Raw genomic sequence first — 21,298 nt, 5'->3', positions numbered from 1 at the left:
TTGCGTGCGCGCCGGAATTTGCCCGCCGGCTGCCGTTGCCCTCATGCTTTTTGGCGCGGCCTTGGGTAAAGTAGGCAGTCTGTCACCGCCAACCGGCCCGCGAGTATCTGCCTACCATGAAGTCCGTGCAATTGCTGAAACAGGAGCGCCTGGCCCGCGTTATGCTGATGTGTGTGGCGGCCTATACCCTGTTTGGCATGCACCTGTATCTGCCGCACCTGTTTGGCACCGGCTTGCAGTTGCCCTTTAACATTGCCGGCTGGTTTTGCGTGGGCGCCATGACCAGCCTGGGGCTGTGGCACTGGCACCGGCGCCGGTTGCTCACCAGCCGTTTCTGGCTCGGGCTGATGGCGGCCAGCCTGCTGTTATGGCTGCCGTTTTTTTACTGGCACAATAATTCGGTGGCCGGCCAGGCGCTGCCGCGCATGCTGGGGCTGACCGGTGGCCTGCTGTTTTTTCTTGCCATGCAACAATGCCGTTTCAACGCCCGTGGCCGTCGCTATTTGCTGTATGGCCTGCTGCTGGCGGTGAGCATGGAAATGCTGCTGGGGCTGTTGCAGTTTTTTGTGCTGGAGCCGGGCAATGTGTTTGGTTACAACACCGAAGTGCGCTCTCCCTACGGCATTTTCCAGCACCGCAATGTGATGGCCAGCTTTGTGGCCACCGGCATGGTGCTGGCGGTGTATCTGTGGCTGAACGAGGCCAAATCCCCCTGGCGGCCGTTCCTGTTCAAGTCGTGCTGGTTTGCCGCCGTGCTCGGCGCCGGTGCCATGCTGGTGGTGCTGCTGCAGTCCCGGGCCGGCCAGCTGGGCCTGTTGCTGGGGGTGCTGCTGTTGTTGCCGCTGCTCTGGCAGACCCTGGTGCAAACCCGCTCCAAGCGGCTGCTGGTGAGCCTGGTGCTGATTCCGCTGGGGGCCCTGGTGGGGCTGTTCGGGCTCGATGTATTCGACATGAGCAAGCGCAGCCTGGATATTTACACCCAGGCGGACGGTCGCTTCGATATTTACGCCCACGGCCTGCGCATGTGGCTGGACCGGCCCTGGGCCGGCTATGGTTATGGCAGTTTCGAGTCGGCCTTTTACCGCACCTATGCCCTGTGGCGGGAGCAGACCCCCGGCGCCCAGCCGCTGTTCACCGAAATGGGCCATCCGCACAACGAGTTTCTGCTCTGGGCCATAGAAGGCGGGCTGGCGCCTGTGTTGGGGCTGTTGCTGATGATCGGGCTGGTGCTGCGGTTGTTGAGCCGGGTGCCGCTGGCCCGGGCGCTGGCCTGGGTGGGCATTCTGATGCCGATTTTTGTGCACAGCCAGACCGAGTTTCCCGTGTACCATTCATTGCCCCACTGGTTTGTGGTGCTGGTGCTGCTGTACGTGATTGACGCCGAACACGGCCAGCGCATGTTGCTGCCGGCGCCGCCGGCCTGGAGCCGCTGGCCGGTGCGGGCCTGGGGGCTGGGGGTGATGCTGTTCATGGCCACCGGACTGGTGGCCAGCCAGCAGATCACCGCCTATGCCCATCAGCCAAAGCGGGATCCGCACCGGCTGGAGCGCGTGCTGAACCCGCTGGTATGGCACGACCGCACCGCTTTTTACCGCCATCATGCTCAGTTGGAGCGCGGGCTGCTGAGCGGCCAGCGCGCACCATTGCTTGATTATGTCAGCTGGGCACAGCGTTTTTTGCGCCATACTCCCCGGGCCGGTATTTATTACAACGCCTATCTGGCCCTGATCCGTGCCGGTGAGCCCGAGCGGGCCGAAGCGCTGCTGGCCGAGGCCCGGCGGCTCTATCCCAACGTGGTGCTGCTGCGCAAGGCCAGCATCGGCCGTGCGCTGGCACGGCTGGCGCAGCTGGATCAGGGCATGACCACCGGTCGTATCAGCAGTTACCTGCCGCTGTATGATAATTTGCGCCCCGCCATTGGCGGGGCCTATTAGAAGGGCTCGAAGCGGGAACCGAGTGGTTAACGGGGCTTATCCCTGGGCGGGCCGCAGTGCGAAACCGGTGAGGGAGTCGTCGCCGTGCAGCGAGGTGACGGTAATGTTCTGCTGTGTCCAGTCCACTTCCTGACCGGTGGCGGCGTAGAGGGTACGGTTAATGCCCTCGGGGGTCAGCTCGGGCGGGTGCTCGGCGCGGCCGCCGGGCAGATAGATGGTGCCGTTGGAAAAGTCCACCGCAAAGGCAATCACGCCCGGCACCAGGAAAAACAGCAGGCCCACCCCGTTGGCGATGGCCACCACGGGATCGATGCGGCCGCTGCGCTGGCCCTTGCGCTCCGGGTAAAAAATGGTGCCGCAGGCGGCCAGCTGGGTGGTGATGATGCCGGCCAGCGCCAGCGCCAGGGTCTTTTGCTTGAACCTTGCCATAGCATACCTCTCGAAAAGAAAAACAACCTGTTGAGTGTATAGGATAATGGCGCAGTCTGAATCCTTGATGGCGGTACAACGGACAGAGGCTGGCGTAGTTTTATGCCCCGGCCATCAGGGTCATCAGCTCGGCGTCGTTCACCTGGGGAAAGTCGAGATACCACTGGCCAACGGAAAAAAACGGCAGGGGCGTGGCCAGGCAGCATACCCTGTCTACCAGCGGCGCCAGCTCGGCAATGGTATCGGCCGAGCCGACCGGCACCGCCACCAGCACCCGGTCGGGCTGGTGGGCCAGGGTGGCTTCAATGGCCACCCGCATGGTGGCGCCGGTGGCCAGGCCGTCATCCACCAGGATCACGGTTTTGTTCGCCAGCGCCAGGGGCGGGCGCCGATGGCGGTATTTGTTTTCCCGCCGGGCCAGCTCTCTTTGCTCCTGCTGCAGTGCCAGCTCTATCTGGTACTGACTGATGCCGAGCTCCCGGATCAGCGGATGATTGAGAAAATGCACGCCACCACTGGCCACGGCGCCCATGGCCAGCTCCGGATTGCCGGGGCAGCCGAGCTTGCGCACCATCATCAGATCGAGCGGCGCCGACAGTGCCCCGGCCACGGGAGCGGCCACGGGCACGCCGCCCCGGGGCAGCGCCAGCACAATCAGCGGTGCCGGCCATTTGCACTTGTGGCGCAGGCGGGCCAGCTCCCGGCCCAGAATAACCCCGGCCTGGTGGCGATCGGGAAAGGGTTGTTGCATTGCGCCCCCGCATGTAACCAAGGGAATACTTAAAGTTTAGAAGGGTTGCGTCAATGGGGAACCGGCCCGTCGCCTGGCCATGAACGGGTTTTATCGTAAACGCAAAAAGCCCACCGCGAGGGTGGGCTTTCTGAGGATGATTTGGTCGGCGTGAGAGGATTTGAACCTCCGACCCCTGACACCCCATGACAGTGCGCTACCAGGCTGCGCTACACGCCGAGAAGGTCATTCGTGATGACGGGGCGCATAATAGAAAAGGCGGCCGGTGCTGTCAACAGGCAATCCTGCAGTCCGTGCGCGACTGCCGACAAATTGCACACCCGCCGGCAGCGAAGCCCGTTGTCGCTCAAGGGCTTACCCATTCACTTGCCGGCCCGGCAGGCTATAATAGCCATCCTGCTCAAGCCGGCAGGCGATTCATTCAAGGAGACAGGCCATGGCAGAAGAGACCATTTTCAGCAAAATCATTCGCAAGGAAATTCCCGCCGACATCCTGTATCAGGATGAGCTGGTCACCGCCTTTCGTGATATTTCCCCCAAGGCACCCACCCATATTCTGATCATTCCCAATGTGGTGATCCCCACGGTGAACGAGGTGGAAGCCGAGCACGAGCTGGCTCTGGGGCGCCTGTTTACCGTGGCCCGCAAACTGGCCGCCGATGCCGGCATTGCCGAAGACGGCTACCGCCTGATGGTAAACTGCAACCGCCACGGCGGCCAGGAGGTGTATCACATTCACATGCACCTGCTGGGGGGCCGCCCGCTGGGCCCCATGCTGGCGGTATAAAGGAGCGCTCATGACCCCTTTTCGCATTGCTACCCTGGCCTCGGCGGTTCTGGCCCTGAGTGCCTGTACCCTGCCCAATCCCTATTCGAGCCAGCCGGCGCCGGTAACGCCGGCTACGCCCGAGCCGGTGCGGCCGCCGGTGCTGCCCCGGCCGGTTCCCCAGCCGCCGGTGATTGAGCTGCCCGAGGCACCGCCGGCGCCGCTGCCGGAAGCCAACAACGCCAGCATGGAGCGCCTGGCCGACAGCCTGGCGGCCAGGCTGCGGGCCAGCGCCGCCATTAACGAGGTAACGGGCCCGGTGCTGCTTGACGACATTCGCAATCAGGCCGGCAGTCCGGTGGACACCCGCGGGCTGACCGAGCGGCTGCAGGCACAGCTGAGCGGTTCGCTCAACTTTGTCTCCGGCCCCGAGGTGAACAGCCTGCGCCAGCAGCTGGCCTATCAGAGCGGCCGCGCCGACATGGCCTCACTGGTGCGCCTGGGCAAGCAAAGCGGTGCCGATTACCTGCTGTCCGGCAGTCTGCACCGGGCCGGCAGTGGTTTCAGCCTGCGCGCCCAGCTAATGGAGCTGGCCAGCGGTGAGGTGCTCTGGTCCGACAGCGTCAGTGGACGCTGAGCCATGGCTCTCCGGCCTGCCGGCGGCACTGCGGGGCAGGCTGACGCCCCTGGCCGGCGGCCATACCAACCGCTGTTACCGGCTGGACACCGAACAGGCCAGCTACTGGCTGCGGCTGGGGCGGGCGCGGCCTCAGGAGCTGGGCATTCACCGAGAGCATGAGCTGCTGGCTCACCGGGTGGCGGCCGGGGCCGGGCTGGCCCCGGCCATTCGTTATGCCCACCCCGAAACCGGCCTGCTGGTGCTGGACTGGCTGGACGAACCGGACTGGCGCCGTGCACCGGGGGAGCTGGCGGCACTGATGGCCAAAGTGGCGCGGTTGCACGGGCTTGACGGCACCGGCCTGGCAACGCTGAACCTGGCGCAAAGAGCCGGGCATTACCTTGCCCGGCTGGAGACGCCACCGTCCTGGCTGCGCGCATTGCTGGCGGAGTTTGACCGCCCCGAGCTGAATCCGGCCTTTGTGCCTGCCCTTTGTCACTGTGATCTGACCGCCGGCAACCTGCTGGGCCCGCGGCCCTGGCTGGTGGACTGGGAATATGCGGCACTTGCAGATCCCGCCTTTGAGCTGGCGGTGATCGCCGATGACCAGGGCCTGGATGATGCGGGCTGCCGTGAGCTGCTGGCCCTCTATCTTCGGGCCGGCGGCAGCATGAGCCTGGCCCGCCTGCGTGCCCGCCTGCCCTGGGTGCACCTGCTTACCCTGCTGTGGGCCCTGGTGCAGCACCGGCACAGCGGCGGGGCGGATTATGCCGTCTGGGCCGATGGCGCCCGGACGCGGTTAATCCTTAGTCTTGAATAACACTGTCATTTCAACACGGCCGCAACGCGGCCCCGGAGCAAACATGGGTCCCTTTATTCTCGATATCACCGGCTGCGAGCTGGATGCGGAAGAGCGTGAGCTGCTGGCGCACCCGGCGGTGGGCGGGGTGATATTTTTCGCCAGAAATTATCATGACCGGGCGCAGCTTACCGCCCTGGTACGGGCCATTCGAGCGGTCAAACCCGGTCTGCTGCTGACCGTGGATCACGAAGGCGGCCGGGTGCAGCGCTTTCGCGACGGCTTTTTTCCGCTGCCGGCGCCGGGCAAACTGGCCGGCCTCGACCATCCCGAGCGGCAAGCGCTGCTGGCCGATGCCGGCTGGCTGATGGCCGCCGAGCTGCTGGCTCACGACATTGATCTGAGCTTTGCCCCCGTGCTCGATCTGGAGCGGGGCAGCGAGGTGATAGGCGATCGCAGCTTTGGTGCCGATCCGCGGCCGGTGATAGACCACGCCGGCGCCTTTATTGCCGGCATGAAGGACGCCGGCATGGCGGCGGTGGCCAAGCACTTTCCCGGCCATGGCAGTGTGCGCGCCGATTCCCACACCGAAAGCCCGGTGGACGAACGTGTACTTTCCGAGATTGAGCAGGCCGACATGGTGCCCTTTCAAACCCTGATTGCTCAAGGGGTGATCCAGGGGGTGATGCCGGCCCATGTGATTTACCGCAAGGTGGATGAACGGCCCGCCGGCTTCTCGGAATTCTGGCTGAAAGAGGTGCTGCGCCGTCGTCTGGGCTTTGACGGCCTCATTTTCAGTGACGATCTCACCATGGAGGGGGCGGCGGTGGCCGGGGGGTATGCCGAGCGGGCGCGCCAGGCCCTGGCGGCGGGCTGCGACCTGCTGCTGGCTTGCAACCACCGGCCTGGTGCCGTGGCCATTATCGACAGCCTGCCTCACGATCTGCAGCGGGATCTGTCCGTTCTGCGCAAGAAAGACAATGCCGGCCCGGCGCACCTGTATGGCAGCCGGCGTTGGCGGGAGGCCAGCGCGCGGTTGCGGCGCATTGGTGCCGAGCAGGGCTGGAGCCATTGAGCCGGTAGTTATTTTTATGTAAAAATAAAGTTGTGGAATCGGTTGCAACTTTTACAATGGTGTCCGCCTCTGCGGAGGCGGCATCGCAAGAATCTGCCGCTATGGATATGCCATAGCCGCAGGTTTTTTTATCTTACGAGGTTTGAATAATGACACGCATCATAGTGGTCGGCGGGGGGGCCGGCGGGCTGGAGCTGGTAACCAAACTGGGTCGTCAGCTGGGGCGCAAGGGCAAAGCGGAAGTGATCCTGGTGGATCGCAACCGTACCCACCTGTGGAAGCCGCTGCTGCACGAAGTGGCCACCGGCGCCATGGACACCGGCATTGACGGGCTGAGCTACCGCTCCCAGGCCCATAACCATGGCTTTAGTTTTCACCTGGGTACCCTGACCGACATCGACCGTGACCACAAGCGTATCAAGCTGGCCCCGCTGGCCGACGACAACGGCAAGCCGGTGGTGGGTGAGCGCACCCTCAGCTACGACATTCTGGTAATGGCCATTGGCTCGGTGTCCAACGATTTTGGCACGCCGGGCGTGCGGGATCACTGCATTTTCCTCGACAGCCCGCAACAGGCCGAACGTTTTCACAATGAGCTGATGAACCGCTTTCTGCAATACGCCGAGAGCGACACCGTGGATGAAAAGGTGGACATCGCCATTGTGGGAGGCGGTGCCACCGGTGTGGAGCTTTCCGCCGAGCTGTATAACGCGGTGGAGCATCTGCATGCCTACGGCTTCAAGAAGCTGACCCGCGACTGCCTGCGTCTGACCCTGGTGGAAGCCGGTCCGCGTATTCTGCCGGCGCTGCCCGAGCGCATTTCCGCCATGGCCCACAAGGAGCTGCGCGAGCTGGGCGTGGACGTACGGGTGGGCACCATGGTGGTGGAAGCCACCGCCGAGGGCCTGAAAACCAGGGACGGCGAGCTGATCCCCGCCAACCTCATGGTGTGGGCCGCCGGCATCAAGGCGCCCGACTTTATCAAGGACATTGCCGGTCTTGAGACCAACCGCATCAACCAGCTGGCGGTGAAGGACACCCTGCAAACCACCCGCGACGACAGTATTTTCGTGATTGGCGACTGCGCCTTCTGCCTGCAGGCCGACGGCAAGCCGGTGCCGCCCCGGGCCCAGTCGGCCCACCAGATGGCCAGCCTGGCCTACGACAACATTCTCGCCAGCCTTCATGGCCGTGCGCTCAAGCCCTATGTGTACAAGGATCATGGCTCTCTGGTGAACCTGAGCCGCTACAGTACCGTGGGATCCTTGATGGGCAACCTGATGCGTGGCTCCATGATGGTGGAAGGGCGTATCGCCCGCACCGTGTATGTGTCGCTGTACCGCATGCACCAGGTAGCGCTGCACGGCTATACCCGCACCGGCCTGATGATGCTGGTGGGACGCATCAACCGTTTTCTGCGCCCGCGGCTGAAGCTGCACTGAGTTTATGCTGTCACTCCCGCGAAGGCGGGAGTTCAGCGTATACTGCACCGTGGCTTGCAGAATGGATTCCGGCTTACAGGCCGGAATGACTATGGTCAAGGGGGCAGCTCTTAAGCCCCACACCCATTCGTGCTAAGGTGCGCATCAGTTTCAAGCCAGCCTGATTCCAGCCATGACCAGCTCTTCTCACCCGGCCCTCGCCCTGATGGTGCAGGGCACCGCTTCCGACGCCGGCAAAACCACCCTGGTGGCCGGGCTGTGCCGGGTGTTTGCCCGCCGTGGCCTGCGTGTGGCGCCGTTCAAGCCCCAGAACATGGCGCTGAACAGCGCCGTGACCAGCGAGGGTGGTGAAATCGGCCGGGCCCAGGCGTTGCAGGCGGTGGCCTGCGGCGTGCCGGCCCATACCGACTTTAACCCCATACTGCTCAAGCCCCAGAGCGACACCAGCGCCCAGGTGATCGTGCAGGGCCGGGCGTTGTCGGTGGTGGAAGCGCAAGACTTTTTCGGCCCCGGCGCCCGCCAGTACAAGCAACGGGTGATGACGGCGGTGCTCGACTCCTTTGAGCGCCTGCGCCACAGCTATCAGCTGGTGCTGGTGGAAGGGGCGGGCAGCCCGGCGGAGATCAACCTGCGCGACAACGACATTGCCAACATGGGCTTTGCCGAGGCCGCCGACTGCCCGGTGATCCTGGTGGCCGACATCGACAAGGGCGGCGTGTTTGCCCAGCTTTACGGCACCCTGATGCTGCTGAGCGAGGCGGAGCGGGCGCGGGTAAAGGGACTGGTGATCAACCGGTTTCGCGGCGACATTCGCCTGCTGGAAAATGGCCTGACCATGCTTGAAGATCTCACCGGCAAGCCGGTGCTGGGAGTGGTGCCCTACCTGGACAACCTGGTGCTGGATGCGGAAGATGCCATCGTTCACCACGGTGCCGCCCACAGTGACGAGCGCCCGCTCCGGGTGGTGGTGCTGGTGACACCGCGCATCAGCAATCACACCGACGTCGACGCCCTGCGCCTGCATCCGCGGGTGGCGCTCACTTTGGTGCACGCGGGTTCAAACCCGGCCCTGTGCCCTCCGGCGGATCTGGTGATTTTGCCCGGCAGCAAGGCGGTGCGGGACGATCTGGCGGTGCTCAAGGCTCACGGCTGGCAGGCCTGGCTGGATCGCCACCTGCGCTACGGCGGCAAGCTGATGGGCATTTGCGGCGGTTACCAGATGCTGGGCCTGCGCATCGACGATCCCCAGGGCATTGAAAGTGCCGCCGGCAGCAGTGACGGACTGGGCTATTTGCCCATGACCACCCGGCTTGAAGCCGGCAAGCAGCTACGCAACGTCACCGGCACCCTGAGCCTTGACGGCGCCTCCTGCGTCGTGCACGGCTATGAAATTCATTGTGGCCAAAGCACGGCGCTGGATGAACATGCGCCGCTGATGCGGCTGGTGGCCGACGGCGAGTCGCAGCCCGACGGCATGGTATCAAACGACAACCAGGTGCTGGGTACCTACCTGCATGGCCTGTTCGACAGCACCGCCGCCTGTAATGCGCTGCTGTCCTGGGCCGGCCTGAGCGACAGCCGGCAGGCGGTGGCACTGGATGCGTTGCGCGAGGCCAGCATCAACCGGCTGGCCGACACCCTTGAGCAGCACCTTAACCTGGAATTACTCGAACAACTGATGCAACCGAACACGCAACAAGGACACCCCCATGAGCAATGATCAGAATCGCGAGCAGGTAAAAGCCGAGCGCCACCAGCAGCGCCAGCAAAAGGTAAAGGAAGCGGTAGACGCCAAGGTGGCCGCCGCCACCGAGGAGCGTGGTGTACTCATGGTGATCACCGGCAACGGCAAGGGCAAGAGCACCGCCGGCTTTGGCACCGTGGCGCGGGCCGTGGGCCACGGCAAAAAGGCCGCCGTGGTACAGTTTATCAAGGGCGGCTGGGACTGCGGTGAGCGCAACCTGCTGCAACAGGTGGGTGTGCCCTTTGTGGTGATGAACACCGGTTTTACCTGGGAAACCCAGAACCGTGAAAAAGACATGGAAGCCTGCGAGCAAACCTGGTTGCCGGCGGAAAAAATGCTGGCCGACCCCAGCATCGATCTGGTGCTGCTCGACGAGCTCACCTACATGGTGGCCTATCACTATCTGGATCTGGACCGGGTGCTGACCGCCCTGAAAAATCGTCCGGCCCACCAGCATGTGGTGATCACCGGCCGCGGCTGTCACCGGGCCATTATCGAGCTGGCCGATACCGTGAGCGAAGTGCAGTCGGTGAAGCACGCCTTTGAAGCCGGCGTGAAGGCCCAGCAAGGATTTGATTACTGAGGGCGGTTGTTCTCCCGCTTCATCAGCACAAAGGTAAGATACATTTTGGTGGGCAGGGAGAGGATCATACCCACGGCCACACAGCCGGCGCTGATCAGAATGCCGGTTACGCCAAGTGCTTCCATATGATGGCTGTTGTGCAGATAAACCCCTAACAGGATCAGGCAAATGCCAATGATCATGGCGGTTTTCAGCACCCGGATCAGCATGGTGTCGGACATAACGCTTCCTGCCTTTATTTGCCGTTAGCTACAGGCTAGTACAGTGCAGGCTGCTCCGGCTTGATGCAGATCAGAACGGACAGGTGCAACAGGCGTATGCTGACGGGGTTTGATGTTGCATTGCCGTCTGTCTGACGGAAGGAGAACTCTATGTCGCGCAAACCCGACCGGCTCACCGCCATGCGGGAGCTGATTGAGCAGGCCAAGCAAACCTTTCCCCTTTATGAATCCGATACTTTTGTGTGCGGCACCGGCAACAACTGCATTGGCTGCCCGAAAAAACTGATGGAGTTGCTCGACTCCGAACTCAGCTACTGGGAACACCAGGTAAAGCGGGGCATTGTGCCCCACTTTGATGAAATACGCCGTTTTGGCAAGCTGTGCAAAAGTGTGAAACGTGGCCTGGTGCGCAACCAGATTCTTTAGCCCTGCTCTGCCACGCCGCGAATGTGGGCGGCGAGCGCAGCCAGCTCGGCGTCGTCGGCGCGGTGGCTGTCGTGGGACGACAAATAGCCCTCGTAGCGCTCGAAATACTTTTCCCGTACCGATTCAATGGCCTGAAACTTGGAGTCCTGTCCGGTGCCGTGCATGGGGAACAGCTTGCTGTGCAGGTGATCCACGCCGTAACCCTCAAAAAACAGGCCGGTGCGGGCCACGTCGTCAAAGGACTGATCCAGCAGCTTCGCCACCCGTTTGGTGGCGATAATCAGCTTGCTCAGTACCTCGTCGGGGGCGTCAAAGGCATAGCTGGGGTGGTGGGTCTTGGGGATCACCACGGTAAAGCCCCTGGTGTTGGGAAAGATGGACAGAAACGCCAGGTGCTCGTGGTCTTCCCACACCTTGTGGCAGGGCGCCTTGCCCGCCACGATGTCGCAGAAAATGCAGCTCATGATTCGTCCTTTGGTTGGGTTAAGGAGGTTTTGGCCACCCTCAGCACTGTGTTGACCCGGCTGGGCACCGGCTTGTGGCGGTGAGTGGCGGCATAAATGGTTTCGCTTGCGGGATGAGGCAGGGCATGGGCGCGGATCAACGCCGGCTGTGCAAAGGCTGCCACAGCATGAGCCGGCAGCACGGTAAAACCCAGCCCGAGACTGACCGGCGCCAGGATAAGCCCAATCTGGTTGGAAAAGCCGGTTTTTTGAAACTGGCTCACGTGTTCAAACTCGGTAAAGTTGGCCCCCAGCAGCAGGCCGGCATGATGGTTGCCGTCCGGGTGGTCAATAAAGCCCAGCTTCAGCAAGGTAGCCCAGTCCGGCTCAATGATGCTGGCGGGGGTGACCAGCAGCAGCGCCTCTTCGGCCATGGCCCGGCACTGAACGGCCTCATGGGCGGAGGGCTGGGTCATCAGCCCCAGATCCACGCTATTGCCGGCCACCGCCTGCTCCACGCTGGCGTTGGGGGCAAAGCGGTAGTCGATTATCAGCCCGGTATGCTGGCGCTGTAATTCCAGTAATTGCGGATAGAGCTTGAGGCCCACGCTGCCCGGCGACATTACCCGTACCTGCCCCGTAAACGGGTCGTCCTGTCCTACCCGTTGCTCCAGGCCCGACAACGACTGCAAAATATCCCTGGCTTCGGCAAACAGCCGTTCGCCGGCATCGGTCAGGGTAAAGCCCTTGCCTTGGCGCACCAGCAGCGCCACCCCCAGATGTTCTTCCAGCTTGCGTACATGCTGGCTGACCCCCGACTGGGTCATGTGCAGCCGCTCGGCGGTGCGGGTGAAGTGGCCCACCTCCACCAGGGTGCAGAAGCTGCGCAGCCAGACTGGGCTAACCATTAAGAATGATACTCATAAAAATAAAAAACGATAATTTTTAATGATTAAACCATGGGGTTAAGCTTGCTTCAACAACGAGCAACCCAAGAGGTCATTATCATGAGCAAGGTCTATCCGAGAAACTTTTCCCACATTGGCATCTCCGTGCCGGATCTCGACAAGGCGGTGGCGTTCTACACCCAGGTCATGGGCTGGTATCTGATCATGAAGCCCACCGACATCGTGGAAGACGACAGCGCCATCGGCGAAATGTGCACCGACGTGTTCGGCCCGGGCTGGGGCCGCTTTCGTATCGCCCACCTGTCTACCGGTGATCGTATCGGCGTGGAGCTGTTCCAGTTTCAGGGCCAACAAAACCCTGAGAACAACTTTGAATACTGGAAAACCGGCGTGTTTCACTTCTGCGTGCAGGATCCGGATGTGGAAGGCCTGGCTGAGCGCATTGTGGCCGCCGGCGGCAAGGCGCGCATGGAAAAACCGCGCTACTACTACCCGGGCAAAAAGCCCTACCGCATGATCTATATGGAAGACCCGTTCGGCAACATCGTGGAGATCTACAGCCACAGCTATGAGCTGATCTACAGCGAAGGGGCTTACTGACCATTCAGGCCGGCGCACTCGCGCCGGCCTGCACGCCGTTTTCGGCGATGATCGAGCAGCCAGCGCCAGGGAATGCAGAGCAGCAGGCCCGGCATCATCAACAAAGACAGCAGCCACGGCGGCAGCTGGAACAGCGCCCGTGCGAGCAGGCGGAACACCTCGCCCTTGTAGGCCATTTTGGCACTGCGGCTGGCAATTTTGGTGAACTTGACGGCACCAACCTGGTTCAGTAGCCTGAGTCCGCCCTTGCCAAAGGTGGCCGCCAGCTTGACGGTTTCCTTGCTCACTGTGCCGGCAAGATCCACCGCCAGACGACCACCCAGCCGGTAGAGGGGCCGGCTGTGATCACCAAAGGTGCGGGCGAAGCGGGCCATGGCGGCCAGCTCGTCGGCGTTGCGGGTTTTCGCCATCAGCCGAAAGCCGCCCCGGGTGCGTGCCAGGGTGGTGACGCTGGCAAACGCCTCATTCAGCTTGCTTAAGCCTTTGGACTGGCGGGCCGTTTTCGCCGTCCGCACCAGGGTTTTGCCCAGCCAGGGCGGCAGGTGGCCCAGTCGGCGCGCGGTTTTCAGCGCCACTATGCCGCTTTTGGCGGCGGTTGCGCCTGCCGCTGCCGGCGCGGTCGCACCGGCGGTGGCCAGGGTGCCGGCGCCACTGGCCAGTTGGGCCGTGCTGGCCACCAGCCCCAGGGTGGACAGCGCTACCAGCACCTCGTCTACCTCCTCGTCTCTGGCAAGGTGAAGGCCCTGGCGAGTGAGATCCCGAATATCGCCGATCACCAGAAAATCGGTGACCACCGCCGCCGCTATGCCAAGGGGCTCGTCACTGCTGCCCAGCACCAGTCCTTCGCTCAGTTTTTCAAACCGGTAACGCCAGCTTTCCCGCTGGCGGACAATGTCGTGATGGAGTGCCTGAGCCTCTGGATTCGAGCTCACATAGTCGTAGTCCATAAAAAAGCCAAGGTAATCCGCCGCCTCGGCATAGCGTGCTGCGCTGACCAGCTCGCGAGTATGGGGCAGGGGATCGACGCGGCTCAGTGCCAGCGCCGACAGCGTGGTCTGCTGCACCAGCACACCGGCGCACACGCAGGCCAGCAGCAACAACGCCAGTTTGGTAAGCAACTTGAGCATGACCACACCGGAGTGAGAAAAGGAACAATGAACATGTTACCCGAACCGGCGTGCCCCGGCGGTGATTTTTTGCGGTCAGTAGCGCCCCATCATGCCCATGCCGTGAAAAATGCCGCCAAACACCATGGCCAGCAGGCTGAAGATGATCGACAGAATGATAAAGGCGGGAATGGAGGCGATGGCGAACTTCACCATAAACACCACCATGGACATAAACGGCATTTTGATATCGACCACGGTGACTTTCTGGTTTTCGTTTTCGGCAGACATGATGTGCTCCTTTGGTCTGACGGTTAGGGATAGTGTTTATGAGTATGCATTATTGTTGTGCCGGCTTGATGACGTCCCGGCATTTGGGAAACTGGGAGCAGCCCCAGAACTTTTCGCCAGCCGTGGTGCCCCGTTTGCTTTCATGCAGCTGTCAGGCTGCCAAGGCATGCTGCGGCCAGCAGGAGCCGGCCGCCTTTTGTTATCTTCCTTTTTTTGCCAGGTGTCTGCATTTTTCTTTCAAGCGAAACCTCCTTTTACCGCCAGAAATCAAACGTCTGATTATCTATTTCAACTGGTTTTTGTAAATCACACCGTCTTTCATGATTAAGTCGAAATTCTTTTGGGGGTTAGCAACAAGATCAATGTCTTCCAGCGGGTTGCCGTTCACCAGGATCAGATCCGCGTAGGCGCCCTCAACAATTTTTCCGAGTGGGCCTTGCTGGTAGGGATGACGAGGTCCCGACAGCTCAAGCAGCTCGGCGTTGGTGGAGGTGGCCATTTTCATCACCTCGTAGGGAGTAAACCAGCGCTTGAGCTTGGCGAGAAAAGCGCCCTGTTTTTCTGCAAGGGCGGGGTCGAACAATATATCAGTGCCAAAGGCGATTTTTACGCCCATTTTTTTGGCTTGCTTGTAGATGATGTCGGTGCCGTCAGTAACCTGGAGCCACTTCTGGGTGCTGACAGGATCGTTGAAAGTAAAGGCATCTTCGTCGTTCAGTAACGGTTGAATACTGAGCCAGACGTCGTTATCAACCATCATCTGAAGCGTATTCGTGTTCATCAGGAAACCGTGCTCGATGGTTTTTATACCCGCCTTGATGGCCAGCTGAGCTGCTTCGTCGGTAAAGATGTGTGAGGCCACATAGGTGTTGTAAGTGTCGGCAACCTCTACAAATGCCTTGAGTTCGTCAAAAGTGTATTGACGTACATCGAGCGGATCGTAGACAGATGATACTCCCCCACCGCCTGAAATTTTGAGTTGACTGGCGCCCATGCGCATGACTTCGCGGGCGCGCTTGGTGACTTCATCCACGCCGTCAGCCATTGCCATCAGGCCAGTGCTGTACCAATACCATTGGGAGTCTCCCGGGTTCGTGGGCACGGCCTGGTACGGGCGATAATCAAAGTGTCCGCCGGTCTGACCAATGGGTGGACCCGAGGGAAGAATGCGGGGGCCGACAAGCTCACCGGCGTCGATCATTTTTTTGGTGGCGAAAGGATTACCACCCACATCGCGAACGGTGGTAAAGCCGCGCATCAGGGTGTTTTCCGAGCCCTGGGCTCCACGGATAGCGACTTCCAGAATGTCGCCGGTGACAACGGTGCTTTGTGCGGCACAGCAGTATGAGGTGTGCCAGTGAACATCTATCAGGCCGGGGATCATGGTGCGTCCGCCACCGTCGATAACCCGACCGCCGGCCACGGCCAGGGGTTCGGTTGAAATTTGAGAAATCAGGTTATCTGTCACGACCACGTTGGCATTTTTAATCAGCGACTCATTAACGCCGTCAAACACATTGACATTGGTAAACAGCGTTACCGCAGGGGAAGGGGGCTCTTCCGACCATGCCTGGCCTGCCGTGAGCAGCAAGAGCGTTGTGGCGGCGGCCATGGAGTGTTTAAGTGTTGAGAGCATCAGTACCTCCTGTAGAGTTTTATCCTTCTGAAATTTCATATTTCAATAAAATAAGATGTTAATCTTATTTTGGTGAGTTTATATGCTGAACATACATTCATGATGTCGAGGTGTTATTCTCTATCGCCCTGGCACTTTAAGGCGTTTATGTAACAGCGGAATGACATACTTTCTGGTTGATTTGGTGAGGTGATTAAGTTTCATATGAGCACATAGTTCGTTCTGTATCAACGTAATTGTTGTTTTATGGGTCAGCGCCTACTGGGTTAGCATCAAATCCGGCATTCATAGATGAACGGGTAACGCTCGTCTGATTCCTCCGTCATTACATGCCATTATGACCCACAACCTCCAGTGCAAGAGCCAAATGCAGCACCATTCGTTCCTAGGGTTTAAAGGTACACCGGATTGTGTGTAACTGTTGATCTGCCTTATGAAACAACAGGGTAAGAGGGGTATGATTGGAGCTGTACGGTGAAAGTGAGCAACTTTGGTCTATTTGAGCTGGTGGGGGGGAGAACGGGCTTAATTGAGTTAGGTAATTGACGCGGCCAACCAAAACAGACAAGGAACGTAGTATGCTCCGAAAAATAAACATAGCTCCCCGATCTGCCATCGCTTTTGGAATGCTGAGTGTCATCACCCTGTTGATCGGACTGATGGCCATTATTCAGTTTAATGGTATTGATAAAGTCGTTACCGGCCTCACGGACAAGCGTATTCCTGCAACCAACAATGTAGGGAAAGTGCGTGAGGGATTCCTGCTGATACGTTTCTATACCCTTGATGCGCTCTATGCCAGTGACTCTCAAAGCCGGCGGCAGTCCCTTGCCCATCTGCAAACCATTAACAATGAGTTCGCCCGAGACTTGCAGGACATGCAGGACTACCTCACGACCCCGGAAGGGAAAGATTTACATGGCAGACTGGAGCAGGCCAAGGTTCAGTATGACACACGGCATGAACAGTTACTGGCAATGATTGCGAATGGCCGACTGGAGCAGGCGGATCGCTTTCGTCACCAAGGGTTTGCCACATTGGGCATGGCGGTGAGTGATACTCTGAGAGCGATAGCCGAGTATCATCAGCGCAGAGCGAATGATGCTTCTGCTCATGTCCACGACTCTATTGCGTTTTCCAAAACGGCAATGACGCTCGCCATGGTGATTGCCATGATGCTGGTGGTAACCCTGGCTTTGCTGTTCAGTCGTAGTGTGTTGTTACCCATACGCAAGGCGGTGGAAGTTTGCCACATCATGGCATCGGGCAACCTTACCACTCAGTTTACTGATACAGCTCAGGACGAAGCGGGTGACATGATCCGGGCACTTTCCAACATGCAACAGCGGCTGAAACAGATCATCCACGAAATAAATGAGTCCTCAACACTACTGGCGTCTACCGCGAAGGAGTTGAATGTGGTCACCGAGCAGTCCTCGCGCACGCTGAACCAACAAAGCGATGAGCTGGAGCAGGCCGCTACCGCGGTGAATGAAATGACCTCTGCGGTGGAAGAAGTTGCCCGCAATGCTGCCGCCACTTCTCAAAACTCCGACACCGCCGATGAGAAGGCCCGCATCGGGCGCGACAAAGTGTCTCATACCATCAGCACCGTCAATGAGCTGGAACAGGAAATCTCCCATACTCAAAGGGGAGTGGAAAGTCTGGCAAGCCGGGTACGCGACATTGGTACGGTTCTGGATGTGATCAGGAGCATTGCCGAACAGACGAATCTGTTGGCGCTGAACGCTGCCATTGAGGCGGCGCGGGCGGGTGAATCGGGACGAGGTTTTGCGGTGGTAGCAGATGAGGTGAGGGCGCTGGCTCGTCGCACTCAGGAGTCGACCACGGAAATTGAAGCCATGATGAATGCCATACAGAACGAAACCAATGATACCGTTAATGCCATTCAGATCAGCACGGAGCGGAGTGCCATGACCCGCAAGGTTGCCCAGGAAGCCGGTGAGGCACTGCACCTGATCACTGACGCCATCATGCAAATCAACCACCAGAACCAGACCATTGCCAGCGCGGCCGAAGAGCAGGCTTCGGTATCCCGTGAGGTAGACCGCAATCTGGTGAATATTCGGGATTTGTCGGTACAAACCTCTGCCGGTGCCAGTCAGACCAATATGTCCAGTAGCGAGCTGGCACGGCTTGCGGAGCGGCTGAGTCGGCTGGTGGGTAAGTTCACGGTCTGATCAGCCCCTGTCGGCCTGCTCCGGGAGCTGATATACAAATTATTTATGTGCACCGGGCCCTGATGGCCGGGATTACGTTGTGTGGCTGAGGGAGTTTGAGGTTCGCCCCGGGGTATTTGAGCTGGTCGACGACGAAGCCATCATGGCGAGGCTATTAAGCGGGCTGGAGCTATAGCCGGCGGGTATCAACCATAACAGGCCGGGACGGTTTTCACTCCGGCCTGCGATTCCCAATTTTCCCTATCACTCTGTCTCGTGTTTGAGTGCACGATCTGCGATTGACGCAATGCAATGTCTGCAACCGGAGCGTTGCCTGTGTCTGCCTCCATGGCAACAGGCCGGTAATCCCTCCATTACTGTTCTTAAATGTGTCTATTGTCAGTCTTCGCCCACGCCGCGCAGCAGCCGGCGAATATAGAGCCAGAGTCCCAGCGCGATAAAGGGCACCGACATGCTCAGGCCCGCTTCCATCAGGTGGCGGTATTCCTCGTTTGAAACCAGATTGCGCAGGGTGCGATCGATCAGGTCAAAGGCGTAGTAGGTCATCACGATAATGGTGAAGCTTTCCAGTTTGGCCTGCAGGCGCAGCTGTTCACCCGCCCGCTTGCTCAGGCTGGAGAGCATGTCGCGGTTTTGCTGCTCAATGGACAGATCCACCTGAGAGCGTACCAGCTGGGTGGTGCGGGCCAGCCGGCGGGACAGCTGTTCAATGCGCAGGCCGGCGGTGCGGCAGGTGCGGGTGGCCGGGTCCAGCCGCCTGTCCATAAACTGCTCCACAGTCTGGCGGCCTTCAATGCGGGTTTCGCGCAGCTCGCCAATGCGTTTGTTCACCAGCGCAAAGTAGGCGTCCGATGCCGAGAAGCGGTTGGAGGTTTGGGCCGAGAGGGCTTCCAGCCGTTCCGCCAGATCCATCAGCTGGTGCAGCAGTACCGACGGCTCTTCCGAGGCCACCCGGGTGGACAGTTCCACCAGCTCGGTTTCCAGCTGGTTGATCACCGGCACCACCTCGTTGGCCAGCGGCAGTGCCAGCAGGGCCACATGGCGATAGGTTTCTATTTCGCAGATGCGCTGCAGCAGCCGGCCGGCCTGGCGCAGTTGCAGGCCGCGGTCTTCCACCAGCACCCGCACCAGGCCACTGTCTTCCCGGGGAAAAAAGTCGGTCCAGATCTGGCCTACCTCCGACATCACCAGCGAGCTGTTGACCTGGTTTTCACCAAAGTGCTGCTCCAGCCAGGGATTTACATCGGCGCCGGGCCGATGGTCACGAAACAGAATTTCGGCGCCGCAGAGAAAACTGCCCGGGGCGGTGTCCAGCCAGGCTTGCGGCAGCTCGGGCAGTTCAAGGGTGTTGAGCGCGGTCAGCGTGAGGGTATAAAACTCGTGATGGGCTTCAAAACGCAGGGTCAGCTGGTCGTTCTCGCCCTGCCAGAAGCGCGATTTGCCGGTGGTTTCCCGCAGCTGCAGCAGGTCGCTCAGCCGGGACAGGCTTTCCTGCACCTCGTTCAGCGGGGTGCCGTCGTAGGTCACGGCAATATGGCGCATGCCCAGCGGAGCCTGCAGCATCTGAAAGGGCCGGGCGTGCACCTCGGCAATAATTTGCTCCCGCAAGGGGTGACTGCGCATTGATACTCCTTTACTTGCTGTCAGCCGGGGCGGGTAATTTAGCAGATTTTGTGAGGTGGCTCTTGTTTTTTGGGCGTTGGTGCTTCCCTTGGAAATGGAAAGGAGCAGATGCCGGCTCGGGGGCCGGCATGACGATCGTTTTGAGTCCCTAATCCCGAACTCCCATTCCCTTTAATATTCACCAGCCGTTTTCGGCCAGCTCTCTGGGGTAGCCACGGGCCTCGGCCAGGGCGATGGCGGTGGCTTCCACTTCGGCGGCGCTCTGCCCGCTGACCAGTGCCAGATCCGGCGACAGCGGACCATGGCCGGTGATCCAGCCCAGCTCGGTGAGTCTGGCCACAATACGGTCGGCGGCGGTGAGCGCAGAGCTGGCCTTTACAATTTCCACCCGGGCGTAGTGATGCCCTTCAAAAGACACATCGGCGGCGCGCAGTTTGGGATCGCTGCCCGGAATTTGCTGGGCGCCAAACAGCGGCTTGCCGGCGGGAGTGGCACGGGCAAAGTCCGGCAGCAGCCGGGCCAGGTGGTCAATGGCGCGTTGCGTGCGGGCCTCGGCGTCGTCCTGGCTCCAGCCGTTATCCAGCTGGTGGCGATAGGCGTCGGGCAGGCGCGGCTGGGCGCTGTGTTCACAACTGGCCACCAGGCCATTCTTGAACAGGGTGATGGCATCGGTCATGCCATGCAGCTGAAACAGGCCGCCGGGGTAGGGGGTAAGCTGGGCCATGCCCCGGGGGGTGCCGCGCTCGCCGTGAAAAATCACCTCGGGCCAGTGGGCGGCACCGGGCCAGCGGGCCAGATAGGCGGCCTTGTATTCCACCAGCCGCTCACGGCGGTAGCCGGCCATGTCATCCACCAGGCCGGTGCGAAAGCCGCAGGCGTTGACCAGAAAGTCCACTTCATCCACCCGTTCGCCAGCAGGCCCCACGCTTTGCACCAGCCAGCTGCATTCGCGCTGCTCCAGCCGAGTGGCGCGGGTGTTCAGGCGCAGGTCGCACAGGGGCGAATGGCTTAATGCCAGGGTGGCGGTGGCGGCCATGCGAAACAGGCTCCAGCCGTATTCCTGCACCAGAATGAGCGGAAACTTGAGCTTGCCGGCGTCCAGCTGGCGGGCCAGGGGGATCAGCCAGTCGTCGTGGTGTTGTGCCCGGGCCGGCAGCGGCCGGCTGGCCAGGGCTTCGAACTCTTCGCGCTCATAGCAGCGGTAATAGTCATCGGGCTCACCCAGCACCCGGTTGGCCGGATCTTCGTCCACCAGCAGCCGGTATTCCCGTGCCACCTGGCGCAGCCGGGGTAATAGCGCCTCGGGATCGCCGGGGTCGGTCACCGGCACCGCAATCACGGTGGGGCGGCGGTTAATGCTGTGGGGGTAGGCCCGCACCGAGGCAATGGACTGGCGCAGCAGGGTCAGGCACTGGTCGTCGCTGATCTCCCGGTAAAGGTTGCCGCCCGCGTGCAAATGGCAGATGGGCGGGCCGTTGACCAGACCGGTGCTGCTTTCCAGCAGCAGGGTGTGAATGCCCAGGTCGGTGAGGCGCAGCGCCACGGTGGCACCGGCAATACCGCCTCCCAGAATGCCCACCCGCAGCGGGCGCCGGGCAAAAGCAGCGCAGGATTCTGTGTTCATTACGTCTCGGTCAGGATGAAATTCAAAACAGATTGGCCATTTGTTAAGCCAGTCATCCTGACGCAAGTCAGCGCGAC

General features: G+C 60.7%; 21 protein-coding genes and 1 tRNA gene. 11 read left to right on the top strand and 11 right to left on the bottom strand.

What is annotated here, in order from left to right; genetic code table 11:
• The first annotated feature begins 116 nt into the window (after window positions 1-116).
• Window positions 117-1,934: a PglL family O-oligosaccharyltransferase gene (locus tag PU634_RS08535; RefSeq protein WP_306763628.1), complete on the top strand. Its 1,818-nt coding sequence runs from the start codon at window positions 117-119 to the stop codon at window positions 1,932-1,934.
• Between the two features lie 36 nt (window positions 1,935-1,970).
• On the opposite strand, the gene PU634_RS08530 is transcribed toward PU634_RS08535, so the two are convergent.
• The 3 genes from PU634_RS08530 to PU634_RS08520 form a co-directional block, all read right to left on the bottom strand.
• The gene (locus PU634_RS08530; protein ID WP_306763627.1) at window positions 1,971-2,363 is read right to left on the bottom strand and encodes a hypothetical protein; all 393 of its coding nucleotides are present in this window, start codon (window positions 2,361-2,363) and stop codon (window positions 1,971-1,973) included.
• Window positions 2,364-2,463: 100 nt separating this feature from the next.
• Window positions 2,464-3,114: a phosphoribosyltransferase gene (locus tag PU634_RS08525; protein ID WP_306763626.1), complete on the bottom strand. Its 651-nt coding sequence runs from the start codon at window positions 3,112-3,114 to the stop codon at window positions 2,464-2,466.
• Between the two features lie 142 nt (window positions 3,115-3,256).
• Window positions 3,257-3,333 (bottom strand) — tRNA-Pro (locus PU634_RS08520).
• 217 nt (window positions 3,334-3,550) lie between these two features.
• On the opposite strand from PU634_RS08520, the gene hinT reads away from it, so the two are divergent.
• The 7 genes from hinT (at window position 3,551) to cobO (ending at window position 10,142) form a co-directional block, all read left to right on the top strand.
• Window positions 3,551-3,901 (top strand): purine nucleoside phosphoramidase, encoded by a 351-nt coding sequence (hinT, locus tag PU634_RS08515; protein ID WP_306763625.1) that lies wholly within the window; start codon window positions 3,551-3,553, stop codon window positions 3,899-3,901.
• 10 nt (window positions 3,902-3,911) lie between these two features.
• Window positions 3,912-4,517, top strand: coding sequence for an LpoB-related protein (locus PU634_RS08510; RefSeq protein WP_306763624.1), 606 nt, complete (start codon window positions 3,912-3,914; stop codon window positions 4,515-4,517).
• Window positions 4,507-5,319, top strand: coding sequence for a phosphotransferase (locus PU634_RS08505; RefSeq protein WP_306763623.1), 813 nt, complete (start codon window positions 4,507-4,509; stop codon window positions 5,317-5,319). Before PU634_RS08510 ends, PU634_RS08505 begins: the two co-directional genes overlap by 11 nt.
• A gap of 43 nt (window positions 5,320-5,362) precedes the next feature.
• Entirely contained in the window at window positions 5,363-6,373 is a 1,011-nt protein-coding gene (gene nagZ, locus PU634_RS08500; RefSeq protein WP_306763622.1) for a beta-N-acetylhexosaminidase, read from the top strand.
• A 149-nt stretch (window positions 6,374-6,522) separates the two neighbouring features.
• Window positions 6,523-7,815 (top strand): NAD(P)/FAD-dependent oxidoreductase, encoded by a 1,293-nt coding sequence (locus PU634_RS08495; RefSeq protein ID WP_306763621.1) that lies wholly within the window; start codon window positions 6,523-6,525, stop codon window positions 7,813-7,815.
• A gap of 172 nt (window positions 7,816-7,987) precedes the next feature.
• Window positions 7,988-9,535 (top strand): cobyric acid synthase, encoded by a 1,548-nt coding sequence (locus tag PU634_RS08490; RefSeq protein WP_306763620.1) that lies wholly within the window; start codon window positions 7,988-7,990, stop codon window positions 9,533-9,535.
• Window positions 9,525-10,142 carry a cob(I)yrinic acid a,c-diamide adenosyltransferase gene (cobO, locus tag PU634_RS08485; protein WP_306763619.1) on the top strand — a complete coding sequence of 206 codons (618 nt, stop codon included), beginning with the start codon at window positions 9,525-9,527 and terminating at the stop codon, window positions 10,140-10,142. The genes PU634_RS08490 and cobO overlap by 11 nt, the downstream gene beginning before the upstream one ends.
• Here the strand turns inward: cobO and PU634_RS08480 are convergent.
• Complete coding sequence (locus tag PU634_RS08480) at window positions 10,136-10,363, bottom strand: hypothetical protein (protein ID WP_306763618.1); 228 nt, start codon at window positions 10,361-10,363, stop codon at window positions 10,136-10,138. The two genes, cobO and PU634_RS08480, sit on opposite strands and share 7 nt — an antisense overlap.
• Before the next feature lie 150 nt (window positions 10,364-10,513).
• Here PU634_RS08480 and PU634_RS08475 point away from each other — a divergent pair, with 150 nt between their 5' ends.
• Entirely contained in the window at window positions 10,514-10,789 is a 276-nt protein-coding gene (locus tag PU634_RS08475; protein ID WP_306763617.1) for a hypothetical protein, read from the top strand.
• On the opposite strand, the gene PU634_RS08470 is transcribed toward PU634_RS08475, so the two are convergent.
• Window positions 10,786-11,253 carry an HIT family protein gene (locus PU634_RS08470; RefSeq protein ID WP_306763616.1) on the bottom strand — a complete coding sequence of 156 codons (468 nt, stop codon included), beginning with the start codon at window positions 11,251-11,253 and terminating at the stop codon, window positions 10,786-10,788. The two genes, PU634_RS08475 and PU634_RS08470, sit on opposite strands and share 4 nt — an antisense overlap.
• A complete protein-coding gene (locus PU634_RS08465) occupies window positions 11,250-12,140 on the bottom strand; it encodes a LysR family transcriptional regulator (protein WP_306763615.1) in 891 nt (296 codons plus the stop codon). Before PU634_RS08465 ends, PU634_RS08470 begins: the two co-directional genes overlap by 4 nt.
• A gap of 99 nt (window positions 12,141-12,239) precedes the next feature.
• Between PU634_RS08465 and PU634_RS08460 the strand changes: the two genes are divergently transcribed.
• Window positions 12,240-12,740, top strand: a complete 501-nt coding sequence (locus PU634_RS08460) for a lactoylglutathione lyase family protein (protein ID WP_306763614.1) — start codon at window positions 12,240-12,242, stop codon at window positions 12,738-12,740.
• Here PU634_RS08460 and PU634_RS08455 read toward each other — a convergent pair.
• The 3 genes from PU634_RS08455 to PU634_RS08445 all read right to left on the bottom strand — a co-directional run bounded on the left by PU634_RS08455 (window position 12,734) and on the right by PU634_RS08445 (window position 15,773).
• Window positions 12,734-13,867, bottom strand: a complete 1,134-nt coding sequence (locus PU634_RS08455; protein ID WP_306763613.1) for a hypothetical protein — start codon at window positions 13,865-13,867, stop codon at window positions 12,734-12,736. The two genes, PU634_RS08460 and PU634_RS08455, sit on opposite strands and share 7 nt — an antisense overlap.
• Window positions 13,868-13,942: 75 nt before the next feature.
• Window positions 13,943-14,137, bottom strand: a complete 195-nt coding sequence (locus PU634_RS08450) for a hypothetical protein (protein ID WP_306763612.1) — start codon at window positions 14,135-14,137, stop codon at window positions 13,943-13,945.
• A gap of 283 nt (window positions 14,138-14,420) precedes the next feature.
• Window positions 14,421-15,773, bottom strand: coding sequence for a metal-dependent hydrolase family protein (locus tag PU634_RS08445; RefSeq protein ID WP_306763611.1), 1,353 nt, complete (start codon window positions 15,771-15,773; stop codon window positions 14,421-14,423).
• A gap of 578 nt (window positions 15,774-16,351) precedes the next feature.
• Between PU634_RS08445 and PU634_RS08440 the strand changes: the two genes are divergently transcribed.
• Window positions 16,352-17,974 (top strand): methyl-accepting chemotaxis protein, encoded by a 1,623-nt coding sequence (locus PU634_RS08440; protein ID WP_306763610.1) that lies wholly within the window; start codon window positions 16,352-16,354, stop codon window positions 17,972-17,974.
• Window positions 17,975-18,352: 378 nt separating this feature from the next.
• On the opposite strand, the gene PU634_RS08435 is transcribed toward PU634_RS08440, so the two are convergent.
• Together PU634_RS08435 and PU634_RS08430 are read right to left on the bottom strand one after the other, a co-directional pair.
• Window positions 18,353-19,597, bottom strand: coding sequence for a DUF3422 family protein (locus PU634_RS08435; protein WP_306763609.1), 1,245 nt, complete (start codon window positions 19,595-19,597; stop codon window positions 18,353-18,355).
• Between the two features lie 178 nt (window positions 19,598-19,775).
• A complete protein-coding gene (locus tag PU634_RS08430; protein ID WP_306763608.1) occupies window positions 19,776-21,221 on the bottom strand; it encodes an FAD-dependent oxidoreductase in 1,446 nt (481 codons plus the stop codon).
• Between the last annotated feature and the right edge of the window lie 77 nt (window positions 21,222-21,298).

The organism is Oceanimonas pelagia (assembly GCF_030849025.1).
GTDB lineage: Bacteria > Pseudomonadota > Gammaproteobacteria > Enterobacterales > Aeromonadaceae > Oceanimonas > Oceanimonas pelagia.
The sequence above is the reverse complement of the archived record's forward strand: the minus strand, read 5'-3'. Positions and strand labels throughout refer to the sequence as shown.

Excerpts from the sequence above, each read along its gene's own strand:
- PU634_RS08535 (WP_306763628.1), top strand. The coding sequence starts at position 117 with ATGAAGTCCGTGCAATTGCTGAAACAGGAGCGCCTGGCCCGCGTTATG.
- PU634_RS08530 (WP_306763627.1), bottom strand. The coding sequence starts at position 2,363 with ATGGCAAGGTTCAAGCAAAAGACCCTGGCGCTGGCGCTGGCCGGCATC.
- PU634_RS08525 (WP_306763626.1), bottom strand. The coding sequence starts at position 3,114 with ATGCAACAACCCTTTCCCGATCGCCACCAGGCCGGGGTTATTCTGGGC.
- hinT (WP_306763625.1), top strand. The coding sequence starts at position 3,551 with ATGGCAGAAGAGACCATTTTCAGCAAAATCATTCGCAAGGAAATTCCC.
- PU634_RS08510 (WP_306763624.1), top strand. The coding sequence starts at position 3,912 with ATGACCCCTTTTCGCATTGCTACCCTGGCCTCGGCGGTTCTGGCCCTG.
- nagZ (WP_306763622.1), top strand. The coding sequence starts at position 5,363 with ATGGGTCCCTTTATTCTCGATATCACCGGCTGCGAGCTGGATGCGGAA.
- PU634_RS08495 (WP_306763621.1), top strand. The coding sequence starts at position 6,523 with ATGACACGCATCATAGTGGTCGGCGGGGGGGCCGGCGGGCTGGAGCTG.
- PU634_RS08490 (WP_306763620.1), top strand. The coding sequence starts at position 7,988 with ATGACCAGCTCTTCTCACCCGGCCCTCGCCCTGATGGTGCAGGGCACC.
- cobO (WP_306763619.1), top strand. The coding sequence starts at position 9,525 with ATGAGCAATGATCAGAATCGCGAGCAGGTAAAAGCCGAGCGCCACCAG.
- PU634_RS08480 (WP_306763618.1), bottom strand. The coding sequence starts at position 10,363 with ATGTCCGACACCATGCTGATCCGGGTGCTGAAAACCGCCATGATCATT.
- PU634_RS08475 (WP_306763617.1), top strand. The coding sequence starts at position 10,514 with ATGTCGCGCAAACCCGACCGGCTCACCGCCATGCGGGAGCTGATTGAG.
- PU634_RS08470 (WP_306763616.1), bottom strand. The coding sequence starts at position 11,253 with ATGAGCTGCATTTTCTGCGACATCGTGGCGGGCAAGGCGCCCTGCCAC.
- PU634_RS08465 (WP_306763615.1), bottom strand. The coding sequence starts at position 12,140 with ATGGTTAGCCCAGTCTGGCTGCGCAGCTTCTGCACCCTGGTGGAGGTG.
- PU634_RS08460 (WP_306763614.1), top strand. The coding sequence starts at position 12,240 with ATGAGCAAGGTCTATCCGAGAAACTTTTCCCACATTGGCATCTCCGTG.
- PU634_RS08455 (WP_306763613.1), bottom strand. The coding sequence starts at position 13,867 with ATGCTCAAGTTGCTTACCAAACTGGCGTTGTTGCTGCTGGCCTGCGTG.
- PU634_RS08450 (WP_306763612.1), bottom strand. The coding sequence starts at position 14,137 with ATGTCTGCCGAAAACGAAAACCAGAAAGTCACCGTGGTCGATATCAAA.
- PU634_RS08445 (WP_306763611.1), bottom strand. The coding sequence starts at position 15,773 with ATGCTCTCAACACTTAAACACTCCATGGCCGCCGCCACAACGCTCTTG.
- PU634_RS08440 (WP_306763610.1), top strand. The coding sequence starts at position 16,352 with ATGCTCCGAAAAATAAACATAGCTCCCCGATCTGCCATCGCTTTTGGA.
- PU634_RS08435 (WP_306763609.1), bottom strand. The coding sequence starts at position 19,597 with ATGCGCAGTCACCCCTTGCGGGAGCAAATTATTGCCGAGGTGCACGCC.
- PU634_RS08430 (WP_306763608.1), bottom strand. The coding sequence starts at position 21,221 with ATGAACACAGAATCCTGCGCTGCTTTTGCCCGGCGCCCGCTGCGGGTG.